We start from the raw sequence: 19030 nt of genomic DNA, 5'->3' as shown, positions 1-19030 counted from the left end.
GGCCCGGCGCTATGATGATCGGATGGTCGGGAAGGCCTATTCGGCGGCCTCGCCGGACTCGGTCATGTCGACCAGCATGCCGTCGACACTCGCCGCGTTGGATGCCTTGCGGCGCTCCTCCAGAATAAGATCGTCGCGCGCACCGGCGATGCGACGGATCTGGTTCATCGTACCGCCCGTACCGGCCGGGATGAGGCGTCCAACGATGACGTTTTCCTTCAGGCCCTGCAGTGTGTCGATCTTGCCGGCAACCGCAGCCTCGGTCAGCACCTTGGTCGTTTCCTGGAAGGATGCGGCCGAGATAAAGGACGGGGTTTGCAGCGATGCCTTGGTGATTCCGAGCAGCACCGGATCGCCCTTGGCCGGCTCCTTGCCTTCCTCGATAAGCCGTTCGTTGACTTCCTCGAGTTCGATCCGGTCGACATTGTCGCCGGCGATATAGGCGGAGTCGCCCGGCTCGGAGATCTCGATCTTCTGCAGCATCTGGCGAACGATCACCTCGATGTGCTTGTCGTTGATCACCACGCCCTGCAGTCGGTAGACTTCCTGGATCTCGTTGACGAGATAGGAAGCCAGCGCCTCGACGCCCTTGACAGAAAGGATGTCGTGCGGCGCCGGGTTGCCGTCGAGAACGTAATCGCCCTTCTCGATGGTGTCGCCGTCCTGCAGGTGGAACGGACGGCCCTTCGGAATGAGGTACTCTGCGGGCTCCTGCGTCTCGTCATGCGGCTCGATGATGATACGGCGCTTGTTCTTGTAATCGCGTCCATAGCGGATCGTACCGTCGATGTCGGCGATGATCGCGTGATCCTTCGGACGGCGCGCCTCGAACAGTTCCGCCACCCGCGGCAGACCACCGGTGATGTCCTTGGTCTTGGCGCTTTCCATAGGAATACGCGCAATCACGTCGCCCGGCTTCACGTGGGAGCCCGGCTCGACCGACAGGATCGCATCGACGGAAAGCAGGAAGCGCGCATCGCCACCCTTGGCGAGCTTGGCGACTTTGCCATCCTTGCCGAGGACCGCAATGGCCGGCTTGAGATCCGAGCCGCGCGGGGTCGAACGCCAGTCAATGACAACACGCTTGGTGATGCCAGTCGACTCATCGGCCGATTCCTGAACGGACAGACCGTCGACCAAGTCCTCGAACGAGGCATTACCCTCGACTTCGGTCATGATCGGACGGGTGTACGGGTCCCACTCGGCGAGCCGCTGGCCACGCTTCACGGTATCGCCATCGTCGACCATGATCTTCGAGCCGTAGGTGACGCGCTGCGAAGCACGCTCCTCGCCTTTCTCGTCGCGGATGATGACGGCCATGTTGCGGCCCATCGCGATGAGGTTGCCCTCGGAGTTGCGGACGATGTTGCGGTTGCGGATTTCGACCGTGCCCTCGTAGGAAGCCTCGAGGAAAGACTGGTCCACGACCTGCGCGGTACCGCCCATATGGAAGGTACGCATGGTCAGCTGGGTGCCTGGCTCACCGATCGACTGGGCGGCGATGACGCCAACGGCTTCGCCCATGTTGACCGGCGTTCCGCGTGCAAGGTCGCGACCGTAGCAGACGCCGCAGACGCCGCTCTGCAGTTCGCAGGTGAGCGCTGAACGGATCTTGACGGTCTGGATGCCGGCGGCCTCGATGGCATCGACATCCTTTTCCTCGATCATCACGCCGGCAGCGACGATCACTTCGCCAGTCTCCGGATTGACGACATCCTCGAGCGCGGTGCGGCCGAGCACACGCTGGCCGATGGATGCCACCACCTGACCGGCGTCGACGATCGGCGACATGGTCAGCCCCCTGGTCGTCCCGCAATCCTTCTGCGTGATGATGCAGTCCTGCGCGACATCAACGAGGCGGCGGGTCAGGTAACCCGAGTTCGCGGTCTTCAACGCCGTATCCGCGAGACCCTTGCGGGCGCCGTGGGTGGAGTTGAAGTACTCGTTAACAGACAGGCCTTCCTTGAAGTTCGAGATGATCGGCGTTTCGATGATCGAACCGTCCGGCTTGGCCATCAGGCCGCGCATGCCGGCGAGCTGCTTCATCTGACGCGTCGATCCTCGCGCACCCGAGCGGGCCATCATGTAGATCGAGTTCATCTGCTTCTGGCGACCGTCATCGTCGAACTGAACTGCCTGAATGCCGTTCATCATCTCGTCGGTGAGCTTGTCGTCGCAACGCGCCCAGGCGTCGACGACCTTGTTGTATTTCTCGCCGAAGGTGATCAGACCGTCGTTGTACTGCTGCTCGTACTCCTTGGCGATCTTGTCGGTTTCCTCGATGATGTTCGTCTTGGAATCCGGGATGACCATGTCATCCTTGCCAAAGGAAATGCCGGCGCGGCAGGCATGGCCAAAGCCGAGCGCCATGATCCGGTCGGCGAAGATAACCGTCTCCTTCTGACCGCAGTGGCGGTAGACCACGTCGATCATCTTGGAGATGTTTTTCTTGGTCATCTCGGTGTTGCAGATGTCAAACGGAACGCTGGCATGACGCGGCAGCAGTTCGCCGATGATCATGCGGCCCGGCGTGGTATCGACGATCATCGACACCGGGTTGCCCTCGGCATCCACTGTCTTGAACCGGCCCTTGATCTTGGTGTGCAGAGTGACGACCTTGTTTTCCAGCGCGTGGTGCAACTCGCCCATGTCGGAGAACACCATGTCCTGACCGGGCTCGTTCTCCGCCACGATCGACAGATAGTAGAGGCCGAGGACCATGTCCTGGGATGGCACGATGATCGGCGCGCCGTTGGCCGGGTGCAGGATGTTGTTGGTCGACATCATCAGCACGCGGGCTTCCAGCTGCGCCTCAAGCGACAGCGGAACGTGCACGGCCATCTGGTCGCCGTCAAAGTCAGCATTGAACGCAGTACAAACCAGCGGGTGAAGTTGGATCGCCTTGCCTTCAATAAGCACCGGCTCGAATGCTTGAATGCCAAGACGGTGGAGGGTCGGCGCGCGGTTCAGGAGAACCGGGTGCTCGCGGATCACCTCGTCCAGGATATCCCAGACTTCCGGTTTTTCCTTTTCAACCAGCTTCTTGGCCTGTTTGACCGTCGACGAGTAGCCCTTGGCGTCGAGCCGCGCATAGATGAACGGCTTGAACAGTTCGAGCGCCATCTTCTTCGGCAGGCCGCACTGATGCAGCTTCAGTTCCGGGCCAGTCACGATGACCGAACGGCCGGAATAGTCGACGCGCTTGCCGAGCAGGTTCTGACGGAACCGGCCCTGCTTGCCCTTGAGCATGTCGGAAAGCGATTTCAGCGGACGCTTGTTGGCGCCGGTGATCACGCGGCCGCGGCGGCCATTGTCGAACAGCGCGTCAACGGCTTCCTGCAACATCCGCTTCTCGTTGCGGATGATGATGCCCGGCGCACGCAGTTCCATCAGCCGCTTGAGGCGGTTGTTGCGGTTGATCACGCGACGGTAGAGATCGTTCAGGTCCGACGTCGCGAAGCGACCGCCATCGAGCGGCACCAGCGGACGCAGATCCGGCGGGATGACCGGGATGACCTTCATGATCATCCATTCCGGGCGGTTCTGGGAGTCGATGAAGTTCTCGACGACCTTCAGCCGCTTCATCAGTTTCTTCTGCTTGAGATCGGAGGTGGTGGTCTCCAGTTCCTCACGCAGTTCGTTGGCAATCTTCGGCAGGTCCATGGCGGCCAGGATTTCCTGGATCGCCTCGGCGCCGATCATCGCGGTGAACTGGTCTTCGCCGAACTCGTCGACGGCAATCATGTACTCCTCTTCCGAAAGGAGCTGGTGTTCCTTCAGCGAAGTCAGACCCGGTTCGGTGACGATGTAGTTCTCGAAGTACAGGACGCGCTCGATATCCTTCAGCGTCATGTCGAGCAACGTTCCGATGCGGCTCGGCAGCGACTTCAGGAACCAGATGTGGGCAACCGGCGCGGCCAGTTCAATGTGGCCCATCCGCTCGCGGCGAACGCGCGACAGCGTCACCTCGACTCCGCATTTCTCGCAGATGATGCCTTTGTATTTCATGCGCTTGTATTTGCCGCACAAGCACTCGTAGTCCTTGATCGGACCGAAGATGCGGGCGCAGAAGAGGCCGTCGCGCTCCGGTTTGAAGGTCCGGTAGTTGATCGTTTCCGGCTTCTTGATCTCGCCATAGGACCAAGACAGGATTTTGTCCGGGCTGGCGATCGAAATCCGGATTGCGTCGAAATTCTGGGCGGGAGCCTGGGGATTGAAGAGATTTGCAACCTCTTGGTTCATTCCGTTCTCCTTGGGGTGCTACCCCGTTCAGTGCGCGGAGCTAATTCTCCGCTTCGTGAATTCTGTCGCCGCGCGGCACATTGCGCTGCCATCGGCCTGCTGAAGCCGCCGGGCGCTGTCCCGCCCGGCGTTACGCGATTTACTCTGCGGCGTCGGGCAGCGCCTGCGGCTCGTCTTCCATGAGGTCGACACGCGTGGAATCGAGTTCCACATTGAGGCCCAGAGACCGCATCTCCTTGACCAGAACGTTGAACGATTCCGGAATGCCAGCCTCGAAAGTGTCGTCACCACGCACGATCGCCTCGTAGACCTTGGTGCGTCCGGCAACGTCATCCGACTTGACGGTAAGCATCTCCTGCAGCGTGTAGGCGGCGCCATAGGCTTCCAGTGCCCAGACCTCCATCTCGCCGAAGCGCTGACCGCCGAACTGCGCCTTGCCGCCGAGCGGCTGCTGGGTGACCAGCGAGTACGGTCCGATCGAGCGAGCGTGGATCTTGTCGTCGACGAGGTGATGCAGCTTCAACATGTAGATGTAACCGACGGTCACATCGCGGTCGAAGGCCTCGCCGGTCCGGCCGTCATAGAGTGTCGACTGCGCCGTTTCCTTCAGACCCGCCTTGGTGAGCATGGCGTTGATGTCGTTTTCCACGGCACCGTCAAACACCGGCGTGGCGATGGATACGCCGCGCTCGAACTGCTTGGCGATCTCGACCACACCGTCGTCGTCCATGCGGGCAACCGGTTCGTTGCGGTTGTTGTCCGGGATGATCTCCTGCAGCGTCGAACGGATCGGCTTCAGGTCGCCACTCTGACGGTAGACTTCCATCATCTCTTCGATCTGCTTGCCCATGCCGGCGCAGGCCCAACCCAAGTGGGTTTCCAGGATCTGCCCGACATTCATGCGGCTCGGCACGCCAAGCGGATTGAGCACGATGTCGACATGCGTGCCGTCCTCCAGGAACGGCATGTCCTCGCTCGGCAGGATGCGCGAGACGACACCCTTGTTGCCGTGACGGCCGGCCATCTTGTCGCCCGGCTGGATCTTGCGCTTCACGGCGACGAAGACCTTGACCATCTTCATAACGCCCGGAGGCATCTCATCGCCGCGCTGGACCTTCTCGACCTTGTCCATGAAGCGCTGTTCGAGGCGTTTCTTGGAATCGTCATACTGGTTGCGCAACTGCTCGAGGTTATCCTGTTGCTTCTCGTCGGCAACGGCGAACTGCCACCACTGAGAACGCGGATAGTTTTCAAGTACTTCGGCAGACAGCTTCGCGCCCTTCTTGAAGCCCTTGGGTCCGGCAATCGACTCCTGGCCTTCCAGCATCTCGGCAAGACGGCCATAGGTGTTGCGGTCGAGGATCGACTGTTCGTCGTCTCGGTCCTTGGCGAGACGCTCGATCTCCTCGCGCTCGATAGCCATGGCGCGCTCGTCCTTCTCGACGCCATGCCGGTTGAAGACGCGTACCTCGACAACCGTGCCGAAGGCGCCCGGCGGCATCCGCATCGACGTGTCGCGTACGTCGGACGCCTTCTCGCCGAAGATGGCGCGCAGGAGCTTTTCTTCCGGCGTCATCGGGCTTTCGCCCTTCGGCGTGATCTTGCCGACGAGGATGTCGCCCGGGCCAACCTCGGCGCCGATGTAGACGATACCGGCTTCGTCGAGGTTCTTCAGCGCCTCTTCAGAAACGTTCGGGATGTCGCGGGTGATCTCTTCCGGTCCAAGCTTGGTGTCACGCGCCGCCACCTCGAATTCTTCCAGATGGATGGAGGTGAACACGTCATCGCGCACGATGCGCTCGGACAGCAGGATCGAGTCCTCGTAGTTGTAGCCATTCCAAGGCATGAACGCGACGAGCACGTTGCGGCCAAGCGCCAGGTCGCCGAGATCGGTCGACGGACCGTCGGCGATGATGTCGCCCTTCTCGATCCGGTCGCCGACGCGCACCAGCGGACGCTGGTTGATGCAGGTCGACTGGTTGGAGCGCTGGAACTTCTGCAGCCGGTAGATGTCGACGCCCGATTTCGACGCGTCGAGATCCTCGGTCGCGCGAATGACGATGCGCATCGCATCGACCTGGTCGACGATGCCCGACCGGCGCGCTGCAATCGCGGCGCCGGAGTCGCGCGCGACGATCGGCTCCATGCCGGTTCCGACATAAGGCGCTTCAGCGCGCACCAACGGCACGGCCTGACGCTGCATGTTGGAACCCATCAGCGCGCGGTTGGCGTCGTCGTTCTCCAGGAACGGGATCAAGGCCGCGGCGACCGAAACGAGCTGCTTGGGCGACACGTCCATCAAGTCGACGCTTTCGCGCGGCGTCAGCATCACGTCGCCAGCATGGCGGCAGATCACGAATTCGCTGACAAACTTGCCGTCATCGCCGATTTCGGCGTTGGCCTGCGCCACGTGGTGCTTGGCCTCTTCCATTGCCGATAGATACACGACCTCGTCGGTCACCTTGCCGTCGACGATCTTGCGGTACGGGCTTTCGATGAAGCCGTACTTGTTGACGCGCGCGAAGGTGGCGAGCGAGTTGATCAGGCCGATATTCGGGCCTTCCGGCGTTTCGATCGGGCAGATGCGGCCGTAATGCGTCGGGTGAACGTCCCTTACCTCGAAGCCCGCGCGTTCGCGGGTCAGACCGCCCGGTCCAAGCGCCGACAGGCGCCGCTTGTGGGTGATCTCCGACAGCGGGTTCGTCTGGTCCATGAACTGCGACAGCTGCGAGGAGCCGAAGAACTCACGCACCGCAGCGGCAGCCGGCTTGGCGTTGATCAGGTCCTGAGGCATGACCGTGTCGATTTCGATCGACGACATGCGCTCCTTGATCGCGCGTTCCATGCGCAACAGGCCGACCCGGTACTGGTTTTCCATCAACTCGCCGACCGAACGCACGCGCCGGTTACCGAGGTTGTCGATGTCGTCGATCTCACCCTTGCCGTCGCGCAGATCGAGCAGCGTGCGCAGGACCTCCATGATGTCTTCCTTGCGCAGGACACGCACGGTGTCCTCGACATCGAGACCGAGACGCATGTTCATCTTGACGCGACCGACCGCGGACAGATCGTAACGCTCGGAATCGAAGAACAGCGACTGGAACATCGCTTCCGCCGTTTCCATGGTCGGCGGTTCACCCGGGCGCATCACACGATAGATGTCGAACAGTGCGTCCTGGCGGCTCTCATTCTTGTCGACAACCAGCGTGTTGCGGATGTAGCCGCCGACATTGACATGGTCGATGTCGAGCATGCGGAAATTGTCGTGACCGGAGTCGAGCAGGACCTCCATGGTCTTCTCGTCGATCTCGTCACCGGCCTCCAGATAGATCTCGCCGGTCTGAAAGTTGACGATGTCTTCGGCCAGATACATGCCGTAGAGGTCTTCCCTGGAGGCGCGCAGCGCCTTGACCTTCTTTTCGGCCATCGTACGGGCCTGCCTGGCAGTGATCTTCTTGCCGGCCTCAAGCACGACTTCGCCGGTGTCGGCGTCGATCAGGTCGCTGGTTGCCTTGGTGCCCTTCATGCGTTCCGGCGAGAACGGAACGCGCCAATTGTCGCCGTCGCGCTGGTACTCGACCGTATCGTAATAAGTGTCGAGGATCTCTTCACCGTCGAGTCCAAGCGCCATCAACAGCGAAGTGACCGGGATCTTGCGGCGGCGGTCGATGCGCGCATAGACGTTGTCCTTGGCGTCAAATTCGATATCCAGCCAGGAACCGCGATAGGGGATCACGCGCGCAGCAAACAGCAGCTTGCCGGAGGTGTGCGTCTTGCCCTTGTCGTGATCGAAGAACACACCCGGCGAACGGTGCATCTGGGAGACAATGACACGCTCGGTTCCGTTGACGATGAAGGTGCCGTTGTCGGTCATGAGCGGCATATCGCCCATGTAGACATCCTGCTCCTTGATGTCCTTGATCGACTTTGCGCCAGTGTCCTCGTCAATATCGAACACGATCAGACGAAGCGTGACCTTCAGCGGTGCAGAGTATGTCAGGTCGCGCTGGCGGCACTCCTCTACGTCGAATTTCGGCGCTTCGTAATCATAGCGCACGAACTCCAGCATGGAGGCCCCGGAAAAATCGGAAATCGGAAACACCGACTTGAAAGCCGCCTGCAGGCCTTCATCGCCGCGCCCGCCTTCCGGTTCGTCGACCATCAGGAACTGATCATAGGATGCCTTTTGAACCTCAATCAGGTTCGGCATTTCGGCCACATCCGGAATGTGTCCGAAGAACTTTCTTACTCGTCTACGTCCGTTGAAGGTGCTGGACTGAGCCATTGCCGCTCCTCTTCGTGTGCCCGTACGGGCCCGTGCCTGTTGACGCTCCGCGATTGGCGCGGAGCAGATAATTCGGGAAGCGAAGACCCATGCGCCCGGCCTTCCAGCTCCTCAAACGGTAAAAACCCGTTTCCGGAAACCGCCATGCGCGGCCTCGGGAAAAGGGTCGTTAACGACGGGTTCTGCGGCAGGCGGAATAGCCGCCCGCCGCAAAATCAAGCTTACTTCATCGACGCCTTGGCGCCGGCTTCGGTCAGCTTCTTGACAATCTCTTCGGCCTCGCCCTTGGAGATGGCCTCCTTGACGGCCTTCGGAGCGCCTTCGACCAGATCCTTGGCTTCTTTCAGGCCGAGACCCGTGATGCCGCGGACTTCCTTGATCACATTGATCTTCTGGGCGCCTGCTTCTTCGAGAATGACGTCAAATTCGGTCTGCTCTTCAGCCGGACCGGCATCGGCACCGCCAGCGCCGGCAACAGCGGCGACAGCGACCGGAGCGGCGGCGGAAACGCCCCACTTTTCTTCGAGCATTTTCGACAGTTCAGCTGCTTCCAGAACAGTCAGGGAAGACAGGTCTTCGACGATTTTTGCGAGATCAGCCATTTTGGTTTTCCTTCGTGAGTTTCAAGTTCGAACGTGTTTCTGTGGTTTGGTGAAGACAGCCTATGCCGCCTCGTCCTTCTGGGCGTATGCGTTGAAAACGCGGGCAAGCTGGCCTGCCGGTGCGTTGACAACTTGAGCGATGCGCGATGCCGGCGTCTGGATCATGCCGACGATCTTGGCGCGCAGTTCGTCGATCGACGGCAGGTCGGCAAGCGCCTTCACACCGCTGGAATCGAGAACTGTTGCACCAAGCGAACCGCCGAGAAGAACGAGTTTCTCGTTCGACTTTGCGAATTCGCTCGCAACCTTCGGAGCCGTGACCGGGTCATTTGCATAAGCAATAACCGTCTGACCGGTGAAAAGGTCAGACATTCCCTCGGCTTCCGTGCCCTTGAGAGCGATTTTGGCAAGGCGGTTCTTCGCGACCTTCACGGTTCCGCCCGCTTCACGCATCTTGGAACGAAACTCGCCCATCTGCGCGACGGTAAGACCCGTGTAGTGGGCCACGACAACCGAACCGGCTTCGTTGAAGGCGGCATTCAGCTGTGTGACAAATTCGCGTTTTTCCGCTCTATCCACTGCGTCTCTCCAATTTGCAAACCGCGCCTGGGCGTGGTTTGCGGTTGCCTTTGCCGCCAGGAGAGCCTTGAGGGATCGCCCGACGACGTTCGAGGATCCTGCCCCCTTACGCCCGGTCGGCGACCGCGGCACAAGGCAATACGTTCGAACCCGAATCACGGCCCGTAGGCCGGAACTTGAGCTCTTCGCGTCTCATGCAGGCTCGATGCGAATTAAGGCGAGCCACCTGCAATCTCGGACAGGGTGTCGGGCTTTCACCCGACATCCGGGCCGGCGAACCAGACCGGAATTCTTGTTTCAGCCACCGTTACCGGCGGCCTGCCGCATCGCGGCTCAGGCTTCAGCCGAAAGGCTGGCCAGATCGATCTTCACGCCCGGCCCCATGGTCGAGGACAGCGCGATGCGCTTCAGGTAGGTGCCCTTGGCACCCGACGGCTTGGCCTTGTTGACGGCGTCAGTGAAGGCGCGGATGTTTTCTTCCAGCGCCTTGACATCGAACGACGCCTTGCCGACGCCGGCATGAACGATACCCGCCTTCTCGACGCGGAATTCAACAGCACCGCCTTTGGAAGCCTGGACTGCTGCGGTCACGTCCGGCGTGACGGTTCCGACCTTCGGGTTCGGCATCATGCCGCGCGGGCCGAGCACCTTGCCGAGACGACCGACGAGCGGCATCATGTCCGGCGTGGCGATGCAGCGGTCGAAATCGATCGTGCCGCCCTGGACGGCTTCCACGAGATCCTCGGCACCAACAACATCGGCGCCGGCCGCCTTGGCTTCCTCGGCCTTGTCACCGCGCGCAAACACGGCAACCCGGACCGAGCGGCCGGTGCCGTTCGGCAGGTTGACGACGCCGCGGACCATCTGATCTGCGTGACGCGGATCGACGCCGAGGTTCATCGCGACCTCGATGGTCTCGTCGAACTTGGCGGCGGCGCGCTCCTTTACGAGGCTGACCGCCTCGCTGAGCGAGTAGAGCTTCGCGCGGTCGATGCCGTCACGGGCTTGCTTTGTGCGTTTTCCGATAGTCGCCATCGCCTCAGCCCTCCACTTCCAGGCCCATCGCGCGGGCGGAGCCTTCGATCATGCGCATGGCCGCTTCGATATCGGCTGCGTTGAGATCCTTCATCTTCGCTTCGGCGATCTCGCGCACCTTGTCGCGGGACACCTTGCCGGCCTTGGTGCGACCGGGTTCCTTGGAACCGGACTTCAGGTTGGCCGCCTTCTTCAACAGGTAGGACGCCGGCGGCGTCTTGGTTTTGAAGGTGAACGACTTGTCCTGGTAGTAGGTGATGATGGTGGGGATGGGCGAGCCCTTCTCCATTTCCTGCGTGGCGGCGTTGAACGCCTTGCAGAATTCCATGATGTTGATGCCGCGCTGACCGAGCGCAGGGCCGATCGGGGGCGACGGATTAGCCGACCCAGCCGGGACCTGAAGCTTCAGCTGGCCTGCAATCTTCTTAGCCATTTGCTTCTCTTTTCCTTACACGTGCCGGCAAGCCGGCGGTTCTAAGAGTTGGTGGTTCGATCGGACATCCGGCCAAGACGCCCTTTCTCCCACCGCGTTTGCGGCAAAGCCGCTACGATCAGCCCTTTTCGACCTGACCGAATTCCAGTTCCACGGGCGTGGCGCGCCCGAAAATCGAAACCTCGACCTTGAGGCGCGAGCGCTCCTCGTCGACTTCCTGAACGACGCCGTTGAAGGACGCGAACGGGCCATCGGAGACGCGCACCTGCTCGCCGACCTCGAACGACACCGAAGGTTTCGGACGCTCGACGCCTTCCTGGATCTGGCCGAGAATCTGATCGGCCTCCTTGTCGGTGATCGGCACCGGCTTGTTGTCCGATCCGAGGAAGCCGGTGACCTTCGGCGTATTCTTGATCAGGTGGAACACGTCGTCGGTCAGGTTGGCGCGCACCATGACGTAGCCGGGAAAGAACTTCCGTTCGGCGTCGACCTTGCGGCCGCGGCGCACTTCGATGACCTTCTCGGTCGGCACCAGAATCTGCTCGAAATGGTGTGACAAGCCCTTCGCCTTGGCGGCCTCCTCTATGGAGTCGGCGACCTTCTTTTCGAAGTTCGAATAGGCGTGAACGATGTACCAGCGAGCGGTCATGGGCCGTAGATCCGTTGTTGTTGTTAGCGCGCGGGGCCGAAGATCAGGTCGAAGACCCAGCTGTAGATCTGGTCGACCGTGAAAAAGAACACGGATGCGATCAGCACCATGATCAGCACCATGATCGTTGAAATCATGGTTTCGCGCCGTGACGGCCATGTCACTTTCGCCGTTTCTGAGCGAACCTGCTGCAGAAAGGTGAAGGGATTCGTTCTTGCCATTATGTCCGGTTCCGTTGCGCGCCTTGGCGCGCGGCATTCTTCGTCGACAGTGCCTGCGGCTAGAGACGCCAAAAAAAGGCGCTCGAAGCGCACTACGCTTCTTACACCGCCCGCAAGCTTGAATTGAATGCGCACCCGTCCGAACGGACAATGCCAGCGCACCGGCTCACCTAAAGATGATTCCCGGCAAAATCAAGAGCAAAAAGTGAGACTGGCAGGGGCAGAGGGACTCGAACCCCCGACCTACGGTTTTGGAGACCGTCGCTCTACCAACTGAGCTATACCCCTTCACGGTCGCGCACACGGCGTGACGGCGGGCTTATACATAGATTGCCCGCCGCATGAAAGCGCGAAATTGCGGTTTCACGCAATTCCCTTCCTTCAGTTTGTCACTGGTCGGCGTCGAGGACCTGATGCACCTCGATGACATTGCCCTCAGGGTCGCGAAAGAAGATCTGGTGCCAGCTTGCGGCTGCGACACCGGCGTAGTCGCTATAGGCAACACCCTGCTCTTCGAGACGCTGTTTGAACGCCTCGATATCGTCGGTCCTGAAGGCGATGTGCCCCTTCTCGACCGGATTGACGATGTTGCCGGTCTTAAAACCGAGCTCCAGGTCTTTCTGCGCCAGATGCATCTGCATCGCGCCGTCGCCCAGAAATGCCACGTCGCCATTGTAGCCGCGCTGCATTTCGCGCACCGGAATGTCGTCCGCCTGTTCGCCCATGCCGAGCACATCGGCATAGAACCGCCGCAGGCGCTCGACATCCTCGGAAACGAAGTTGATATGATGCAAGCTGAGTTTCATTCGGCGCTTAACTCCAGAAGCGTTGGCAGGTCGGCTTTCGCAATGGCTTCATGGGCGTGCTCGATTTTGTCAAGCGGCCAGTTCCACCAGCCGATCCGCAACAACGCTGACACGATATTGTCATCGAAACGGGAACGCACCACTGTTGCCGGATTGCCGGCGACGATTGCATAGGGCGGCACGTCGCGGCTGACGACCGCCTTGGCGCCGATAACAGCACCATCGCCAACGGTGACGCCGGGCAGCACCACCGCCTCGAAACCGAGCCAGACATCGTTGCCGATGATCGTGTCGCCACGCTGCCCGACCTCGCCCGAATAGGCATCCATGGTGGCGGGATTGAACACCGCGAAGGGGTAAGTCGAAAATCCGCGCATCGGATGGTTCGCCGAGCTGGTGATGAAGCGCACACCATGGGCGATCTGCACGAATCTGCCGATCACCAGCCGCTCCGGCGCGCCGGGATAGAGATAGGGTGCGATCCGCGCCGCATAGTCATCGACCGGATCGAAATCCGAGAAATAAGAGTAATCACCGATCTCGATATTCGGGTGATCGATCACCCGGTTGAGATGAACGGTCTGGCGATGCGTTTGCCCGTCGGGCAACGTGATGGGATGACGCGCGCTGGCGTCCAGGAATGACCGTGACATGACATCTGCTCTTTCGTCTGGAACTCGTCTCAAGCGGATCAGAACTGAGCTTTGGTGACGTCACCCTCCATGAATTGGCAACCTGAAATTAGCGGCGATTCCAGAGTGAAGCAACTCGCCAAAACGAGAACGGACAAGAACCCGACATTACATATTCATGTCCTTCCTCCAGGAGTCGGCAGAGTTACGCTTAGTCGTTCACTTCGATAGGGGCGGCCCATCCGACAAACTTTTTACCGCAACGCCTGGGTATCGCAGTCACTTTGATCCAATGCTTCTTCGGATCATATCCCTTGATTGCATCCGCAGGCGCACGGATTTCATCGTTAGGCTTGAGTACGTTAAGTTCTTCGCGAGACGAACTTGGCCGTCCCTCCACCGGGATGAGCTTCACCGCAGGCTTCCAGCGGGTCGAATCATCAAATACCGCTTCACCCACTTTCTGAGCCCAGAACCGCTTAGAAGTAAGAAACTCGATATGAACTCGTTCCACAACGGCGCTAGAACTGCCAATGTTGGAAATAACCGAAAGAAAGATTTTTTCGCTGTTCCGATACCCAGAATGCAGGGGGTGGAACACTGTTACAGAAAGCCGCGGGCCACTACGAAGCCACCGATAAAGGCCGACCAACGCCAAAACGGTCGACAGCAACGCAGCGTATAGCGCGACCCAATCCTGAAGACCAAGTTGTCTCAATCGAGCTCTCCTATGCACCCGTTTTGAATCCGAGTTTACCTGTTAGAAGTAGATTCGATAAAATTGGTGACGAGGGAGATTATTCAGTGGTCTTCGCGACTATGCCTTAGCCACCTACGGAATGCGCTTGCGCGCAATTCGGCCTACTTTTGATACCGCCGGCAAGCTATGGCAGCACTGTAAATTAAAAAGGCGGGCCAAAGCCCGCCTCACCGTATTCCGATATCGAGATGATTACTCGATGATTTTGGCGACGATGCCTGCGCCGACGGTGCGGCCGCCTTCGCGGATGGCGAAGCGCAGCCGCTCTTCCATGGCGATCGGCACGATCAGTTCGACATTCATCTCGGCGTTGTCGCCCGGCATCACCATCTCGGTGCCTTCGGGAAGCGAGACCTCGCCCGTCACGTCGGTCGTGCGGAAGTAGAACTGCGGACGGTACTTGTTGAAGAACGGCGTGTGACGGCCGCCCTCTTCCTTCGTCAGGATGTAGGCCTCGGCGACGAACTTGGTGTGTGGCGTCACCGAACCCGGCTTGCACAGCACCTGACCGCGCTCGACACCCTCACGGTCGACACCGCGCAGCAGCGCGCCGATGTTGTCGCCGGCCATGCCCTGGTCGAGCAGCTTGCGGAACATCTCCACGCCCGTGCAGGTCGTCTTGGTGGTGTCGCGGATGCCGACGATCTCGATCTCGTCGCCGACATTGATGATGCCGCGCTCGACACGGCCGGTCACGACCGTGCCGCGGCCCGAGATCGAGAACACGTCCTCGATCGGCATCAGGAACGGCTGATCGACCGGACGCTCAGGCGTCGGGATGTAGGTGTCGACCTCGGCCATCAGCGCGCGGATCGCGTCCTCGCCCTTCGCCTTGTCGCCATCTTCCAGAGCAACAAGCGCAGAACCCTTGATCACCGGAATGTCGTCGCCCGGGAACTCGTAGGACGACAGAAGCTCGCGCACTTCCATCTCGACCAGCTCCAGAAGCTCCTCGTCGTCGACCTGGTCGACCTTGTTGAGGAACACGACGATCGCCGGAACGCCGACCTGACGGGCCAGCAGAATGTGCTCGCGGGTCTGCGGCATCGGGCCGTCGGCCGCCGAGCAGACCAGGATCGCGCCGTCCATCTGGGCAGCACCGGTGATCATGTTCTTCACATAGTCGGCGTGGCCCGGGCAGTCGACATGGGCGTAGTGGCGGTTCTCGGTCTCGTATTCGACATGCGCCGTCGAGATCGTGATGCCGCGTGCCTTTTCTTCCGGCGCCGCGTCAATCTGGTCATAGGCCTTGAACTCGCCGAAAAACTTCGTGATCGCTGCCGTCAGAGACGTCTTGCCGTGGTCAACGTGACCAATCGTGCCGATGTTCACATGCGGCTTATTGCGCTCGAACTTACCCTTCGCCATTTGCCTTTTTCCTGTCTGTTGCGTGGCTTAACATGGGCACCCATGTTTGAGCGGCGGACATAAGGGGTAAACACCGCGCAAGCAAGGCCAAATTGCAGCTTCGCTCGCGCGGATGCCGTGTCATTGTCCTGTCCGGGCATGTCGGGAGCACCGCGCCACGGTACGAAACATCAAAACAGCGGCTTGAGGATCCGGTTTTCCTGGCGTTCCACCAGCGGTGCCACCATGGCGATACAGTCCAGCCCGCCCGGATCCTCGAACAGACGCGCGCGCTGACCGAGGTGATGGAGTAATCGCCGAGCGACTTCAGGGAGAGACGTGTGGTGCAAGGTTCGTGCCAGAAATGGTTGGGAACGAAGCGATAGACCTATCTTCGGACGTCGATGCGTTCAGATCGATCAAACCGAAAACACGGTGATCGACGGCATGATAACCTTCGACCTGTCGACCGGGCTGTACTGGTCTGCCTTTTCCGTTCTACCTTGCTTCGATGGAGTACGGGCGAGCCGGGAGGTATCCATGGAGAAGGTCTTTCTAAGCTACTCTACGCATGATCACTTCTTCGCCGAGCTTGCTGTTTTGCAACTCAAGGAAGAGGGAATCGAGGTTTGGCGGGACCAGACCAGTATCTTACCCGGTGCGGAGTGGCGCAAATCCATCGACGCTGCGATTTCGCAGAGCCGGGCGGTTGTCGTCGCCTTGAGTTCGAACTCTGTCAGTTCCGGTTATGTGACATACGAATGGGCGTATGCGCTCGGTCTCGGCATATCCGTTATCGGCGCGCTGTTGGAGGATTGCGACCCGCACTCGAAGTTGCGCGATACGCAGCTCATCGATTTTTCGAACCGTCACAACTTACCGTGGAAACGCTTGAGCGAAGCCATCCTTCAAATCGAAACCGCCGAAGAGGCCGACGCCAGTTCGATTGACACGATCAGTCGAAGCTTCGAAGATTCCAGCGTGAAGAAGGTGCTCAACTATCTCAACACCAGAGGTTACCAAATGGCAAGCTTTGAACGTTTGCGGTCCAGTACCGGCTTGAGCCTTTCCGACGAAGAGTTCCTACAGCTAATCAGAGACAATGAGAGGGTGCTCGCCACCGCAAGGCTAAAGCCGCGGAAGTCCGGCGAAGGCAGCCGTCCCGGCCTGAAAAAACTCATTCCATAGGGCCGCTCAAGTGACACCGCCTCGGTCATCGAGTTCGAGCAAGCTCAGGGTGACCAATGGAGCGGGCGAAGGGAATCGTATTCAGCATCAAACCCTCATGATTACAACATCTTAAGAATTGCAATGTTGCACAGTATGTTGCACAAATCTGATTACATTTTGTATATTCCGGCGCGCACTTTTGCGAGGAGGCAACCAACTGCGACGCTCTCGTCCTCTCAAACCACACAAACGCGACGGCACCTGGTATCTGGTGCGGCGCGTGCCGAAAGAGTTTGAACATCTCGACAAGCGGCGACCCGTCCGGATTTCCACCACCATCGCCGTCGCCGACGATCCGCGCGGGGTTCACGCGACCGAAGTCGTGAAACAACTCGATGCCGAACTGGAAGCCTATTGGCGCAACCTGCGCGATGGAAGGTCCGATGATGCGCGCACACGCTTCGAGGCAGCACAGCGCCGCATCCGGTCCTTCGGTCTGACCTACAAGACGGCCGACGAAATCGCCGCCGGCCCGATCGCCGATCTTGTCTCCCGCGTCCAGATACTGCTTGACCGCGGTTCGGTCGAAGACGGGCCGGAGGTCGCCGCCCTGCTCGGCGGTGAGCCGCGGATCAAGTTGCAACTGTCGGACCTGCTCGCCGAGTTCGAGAACCTGCAAAGCGCGAGCCTGGCGAAGATGTCCCGTGACCAACTGCGGATCTGGCGCAACACGCGCAGGCGAGCGATCGCCAATCTGACCGATATCATCGGCGACAAGGCGCTGAGCGAAGTCACACGCGACGACACAATGCGCTACCGGCTTTGGTGGCAGCAGCGCATCATTGCCGATGGCCGCGACATCGGCACCGCAAACAAGGAGATCGGCCAGCTCTCGAAGATGTTCAAGACCGTCGACCGCGCGCATCAGCTTCATCTTACACAGGTGTTTGCCGAACTGCGGATCGAGGGCGAGGAAGACAAGTCGCGCGCCGCGTTTACAGCCAAGTTCGTCCAGAAGCGGATTCTCGCGCCCGATGCTCTCGCCGATCTGAACGACGAGGCGCGAGACCTCATTCTCATCGTGGCGGATACCGGCCTGCGCCCGGTCGAGGCTTGCAACCTGGGCCGGGAAACGATCTGGCTTTCCGGCGATACACCGCATGTGCGTGTGCGGCCGATCGGCCGAACGCTGAAAACGCGGCAATCGGAACGCGATATTCCGCTGGTCGGCTGCGCGCTTGAAGCAGCGATGCGGCACCCAGACGGTTTCCCGCGCTATCGAGACAAGTCGTCGTCCCTGAGCGGGCTGGTCAACAAGTTCATGCTGGCACGCGGGTTGCGTCCGACGCCCGCGCATTCCCTCTACAGCCTGCGTCACACCTTCGAAGACCGGCTGACCGCAGTCGAAGCGCCGGAGAAGGTAATCGCGTCCCTGATGGGCCACAAATGGATCAGGCCCAAATACGGCGCTGGCCCGTCGCTGGAGCAAAAACAGAGCTGGCTCGCGCGGATCGCGTTCACCCCGCCAGGGCATGGGTGACCTCCACGGACATGCTGTTGAGGATTCGCGCGGCGCGGACGCGCGCGGATTCGCACTTGCGCCGCTCGGCCAGTTCGTCTTCCAGCCGGTCGACCAGCGGGACATAGGCATCGCCGTGCTGCAGCACGATATATGCGCAGGCGGCGAGCGCCTGCTCCAGGTCGGCTGTGGAGACCGGACCGCTCATTCTGCCCCCGTGCGCTCGGGCAACGGCCAGTCTTCCGGCTCGTCGTCGGACATCCATGCGATGAGGCGGTCAAATTGCCATTCCCTTTCAGCATCCCGCGCAGCCCACGTAGAAGCAGCCCTCGCAGCACCCGTCGCAGGATCAACCGCAGCAGCACCCGCAGCAGCCCTCGCAGCAGCCTTCGCTGCAACCCTCGCAGCAACCGTCGCAGCAGCCCTCGCAGCATCACCCGCAGCAGCACCGGCAGCAGCACTCGCAGCATCGTCTATCTCGCCGCGCGCGAACTGCCGAGCGGCTTCGATTGCCCTTCTGGGTGCGTGCGAAGATTCCGTTTCCTCAAAGACGTGCAGGACCCGAGCCGCGCAATCCGCCATCCAAAGGCGTAGTCGGCGCTGAACCTCGGCGTCTGATTGGGCAATATGGCAAGCCACGCAAGCAATTTCGCCAAAAGTGCATCCAGCCTCGCGGGCCTGAGCGGCACTTATCCCGGCGCCACCCCTCAACGCGCCGCCCATAAGCCAGACGAAACGCTGCAGGCAAGG

The 19030-nt window shown here is 60.4% G+C and carries 16 protein-coding genes and 1 tRNA gene; 2 read left to right on the top strand and 15 right to left on the bottom strand.

From position 1 onward, the window contains the following. Window positions 1-36: 36 nt before the first annotated feature. The 13 genes from rpoC to tuf form a co-directional block, all read right to left on the bottom strand. Window positions 37-4242 carry a DNA-directed RNA polymerase subunit beta' gene (gene rpoC, locus ACO06R_RS12105; protein WP_421850011.1) on the bottom strand — a complete coding sequence of 1402 codons (4206 nt, stop codon included), beginning with the start codon at window positions 4240-4242 and terminating at the stop codon, window positions 37-39. A 139-nt stretch (window positions 4243-4381) separates the two neighbouring features. Next, complete coding sequence (gene rpoB / locus ACO06R_RS12100) at window positions 4382-8527, bottom strand: DNA-directed RNA polymerase subunit beta (RefSeq protein WP_421850008.1); 4146 nt, start codon at window positions 8525-8527, stop codon at window positions 4382-4384. A 221-nt stretch (window positions 8528-8748) separates the two neighbouring features. Continuing rightward, a complete protein-coding gene (gene rplL / locus ACO06R_RS12095; RefSeq protein WP_421850005.1) occupies window positions 8749-9129 on the bottom strand; it encodes a 50S ribosomal protein L7/L12 in 381 nt (126 codons plus the stop codon). Window positions 9130-9189: 60 nt separating this feature from the next. Further along, the gene (gene rplJ, locus ACO06R_RS12090) at window positions 9190-9708 is read right to left on the bottom strand and encodes a 50S ribosomal protein L10 (RefSeq protein ID WP_421850002.1); all 519 of its coding nucleotides are present in this window, start codon (window positions 9706-9708) and stop codon (window positions 9190-9192) included. A 333-nt stretch (window positions 9709-10041) separates the two neighbouring features. Continuing rightward, window positions 10042-10743, bottom strand: a complete 702-nt coding sequence (gene rplA, locus ACO06R_RS12085) for a 50S ribosomal protein L1 (RefSeq protein WP_421850000.1) — start codon at window positions 10741-10743, stop codon at window positions 10042-10044. Window positions 10744-10747: 4 nt separating this feature from the next. Continuing rightward, on the bottom strand, window positions 10748-11176 hold the full coding sequence (gene rplK, locus ACO06R_RS12080) for a 50S ribosomal protein L11 (protein ID WP_421849997.1): 429 nt from the start codon (window positions 11174-11176) through the stop codon (window positions 10748-10750). A gap of 118 nt (window positions 11177-11294) precedes the next feature. After that, window positions 11295-11825 (bottom strand): transcription termination/antitermination protein NusG, encoded by a 531-nt coding sequence (nusG, locus tag ACO06R_RS12075; RefSeq protein ID WP_421849994.1) that lies wholly within the window; start codon window positions 11823-11825, stop codon window positions 11295-11297. 23 nt (window positions 11826-11848) lie between these two features. Beyond that, window positions 11849-12046, bottom strand: coding sequence for a preprotein translocase subunit SecE (secE, locus tag ACO06R_RS12070; protein ID WP_421849991.1), 198 nt, complete (start codon window positions 12044-12046; stop codon window positions 11849-11851). Window positions 12047-12258: 212 nt separating this feature from the next. Beyond that, window positions 12259-12334: transfer RNA gene (locus tag ACO06R_RS12065), tRNA-Trp, on the bottom strand. Between the two features lie 101 nt (window positions 12335-12435). After that, window positions 12436-12852, bottom strand: coding sequence for a VOC family protein (locus ACO06R_RS12060; protein WP_421849988.1), 417 nt, complete (start codon window positions 12850-12852; stop codon window positions 12436-12438). After that, window positions 12849-13505, bottom strand: coding sequence for a CatB-related O-acetyltransferase (locus ACO06R_RS12055; RefSeq protein WP_421849985.1), 657 nt, complete (start codon window positions 13503-13505; stop codon window positions 12849-12851). Before ACO06R_RS12055 ends, ACO06R_RS12060 begins: the two co-directional genes overlap by 4 nt. A gap of 190 nt (window positions 13506-13695) precedes the next feature. Beyond that, the gene (locus tag ACO06R_RS12050) at window positions 13696-14202 is read right to left on the bottom strand and encodes a hypothetical protein (protein ID WP_421849982.1); all 507 of its coding nucleotides are present in this window, start codon (window positions 14200-14202) and stop codon (window positions 13696-13698) included. Window positions 14203-14436: 234 nt separating this feature from the next. After that, complete coding sequence (gene tuf, locus ACO06R_RS12045) at window positions 14437-15612, bottom strand: elongation factor Tu (protein WP_421849979.1); 1176 nt, start codon at window positions 15610-15612, stop codon at window positions 14437-14439. 414 nt (window positions 15613-16026) lie between these two features. Between tuf and ACO06R_RS12040 the strand changes: the two genes are divergently transcribed. Both ACO06R_RS12040 and ACO06R_RS12035 read left to right on the top strand, forming a co-directional pair. Further along, window positions 16027-16779 (top strand): toll/interleukin-1 receptor domain-containing protein, encoded by a 753-nt coding sequence (locus tag ACO06R_RS12040; RefSeq protein WP_421849976.1) that lies wholly within the window; start codon window positions 16027-16029, stop codon window positions 16777-16779. A gap of 262 nt (window positions 16780-17041) precedes the next feature. Further along, complete coding sequence (locus ACO06R_RS12035) at window positions 17042-18301, top strand: integrase (RefSeq protein WP_421849973.1); 1260 nt, start codon at window positions 17042-17044, stop codon at window positions 18299-18301. On the opposite strand, the gene ACO06R_RS12030 is transcribed toward ACO06R_RS12035, so the two are convergent. Both ACO06R_RS12030 and ACO06R_RS12025 read right to left on the bottom strand, forming a co-directional pair. Beyond that, window positions 18279-18488: a hypothetical protein gene (locus tag ACO06R_RS12030; protein WP_421849970.1), complete on the bottom strand. Its 210-nt coding sequence runs from the start codon at window positions 18486-18488 to the stop codon at window positions 18279-18281. The genes ACO06R_RS12035 and ACO06R_RS12030 overlap by 23 nt on opposite strands. Then, window positions 18485-19003 (bottom strand): putative immunity protein, encoded by a 519-nt coding sequence (locus tag ACO06R_RS12025; protein ID WP_421859361.1) that lies wholly within the window; start codon window positions 19001-19003, stop codon window positions 18485-18487. Before ACO06R_RS12025 ends, ACO06R_RS12030 begins: the two co-directional genes overlap by 4 nt. Window positions 19004-19030: the final 27 nt, after the last annotated feature.

Origin of the sequence: Oricola sp., from assembly GCF_965230365.1 — a bacterium.
Taxonomy (GTDB): Bacteria; Pseudomonadota; Alphaproteobacteria; order Rhizobiales; family Rhizobiaceae; genus Oricola.
This window is presented reverse-complemented; position numbering and strand designations above follow the sequence as displayed.

Coding starts and splice junctions, on each gene's coding strand:
- rpoC (WP_421850011.1), bottom strand. CDS start 4,242: ATGAACCAAGAGGTTGCAAATCTCTTCAATCCCCAGGCTCCCGCCCAG.
- rpoB (WP_421850008.1), bottom strand. CDS start 8,527: ATGGCTCAGTCCAGCACCTTCAACGGACGTAGACGAGTAAGAAAGTTC.
- rplL (WP_421850005.1), bottom strand. CDS start 9,129: ATGGCTGATCTCGCAAAAATCGTCGAAGACCTGTCTTCCCTGACTGTT.
- rplA (WP_421850000.1), bottom strand. CDS start 10,743: ATGGCGACTATCGGAAAACGCACAAAGCAAGCCCGTGACGGCATCGAC.
- rplK (WP_421849997.1), bottom strand. CDS start 11,176: ATGGCTAAGAAGATTGCAGGCCAGCTGAAGCTTCAGGTCCCGGCTGGG.
- nusG (WP_421849994.1), bottom strand. CDS start 11,825: ATGACCGCTCGCTGGTACATCGTTCACGCCTATTCGAACTTCGAAAAG.
- secE (WP_421849991.1), bottom strand. CDS start 12,046: ATGGCAAGAACGAATCCCTTCACCTTTCTGCAGCAGGTTCGCTCAGAA.
- ACO06R_RS12060 (WP_421849988.1), bottom strand. CDS start 12,852: ATGAAACTCAGCTTGCATCATATCAACTTCGTTTCCGAGGATGTCGAG.
- ACO06R_RS12055 (WP_421849985.1), bottom strand. CDS start 13,505: ATGTCACGGTCATTCCTGGACGCCAGCGCGCGTCATCCCATCACGTTG.
- tuf (WP_421849979.1), bottom strand. CDS start 15,612: ATGGCGAAGGGTAAGTTCGAGCGCAATAAGCCGCATGTGAACATCGGC.
- ACO06R_RS12030 (WP_421849970.1), bottom strand. CDS start 18,488: ATGAGCGGTCCGGTCTCCACAGCCGACCTGGAGCAGGCGCTCGCCGCC.
- ACO06R_RS12025 (WP_421859361.1), bottom strand. CDS start 19,003: ATGGGCGGCGCGTTGAGGGGTGGCGCCGGGATAAGTGCCGCTCAGGCC.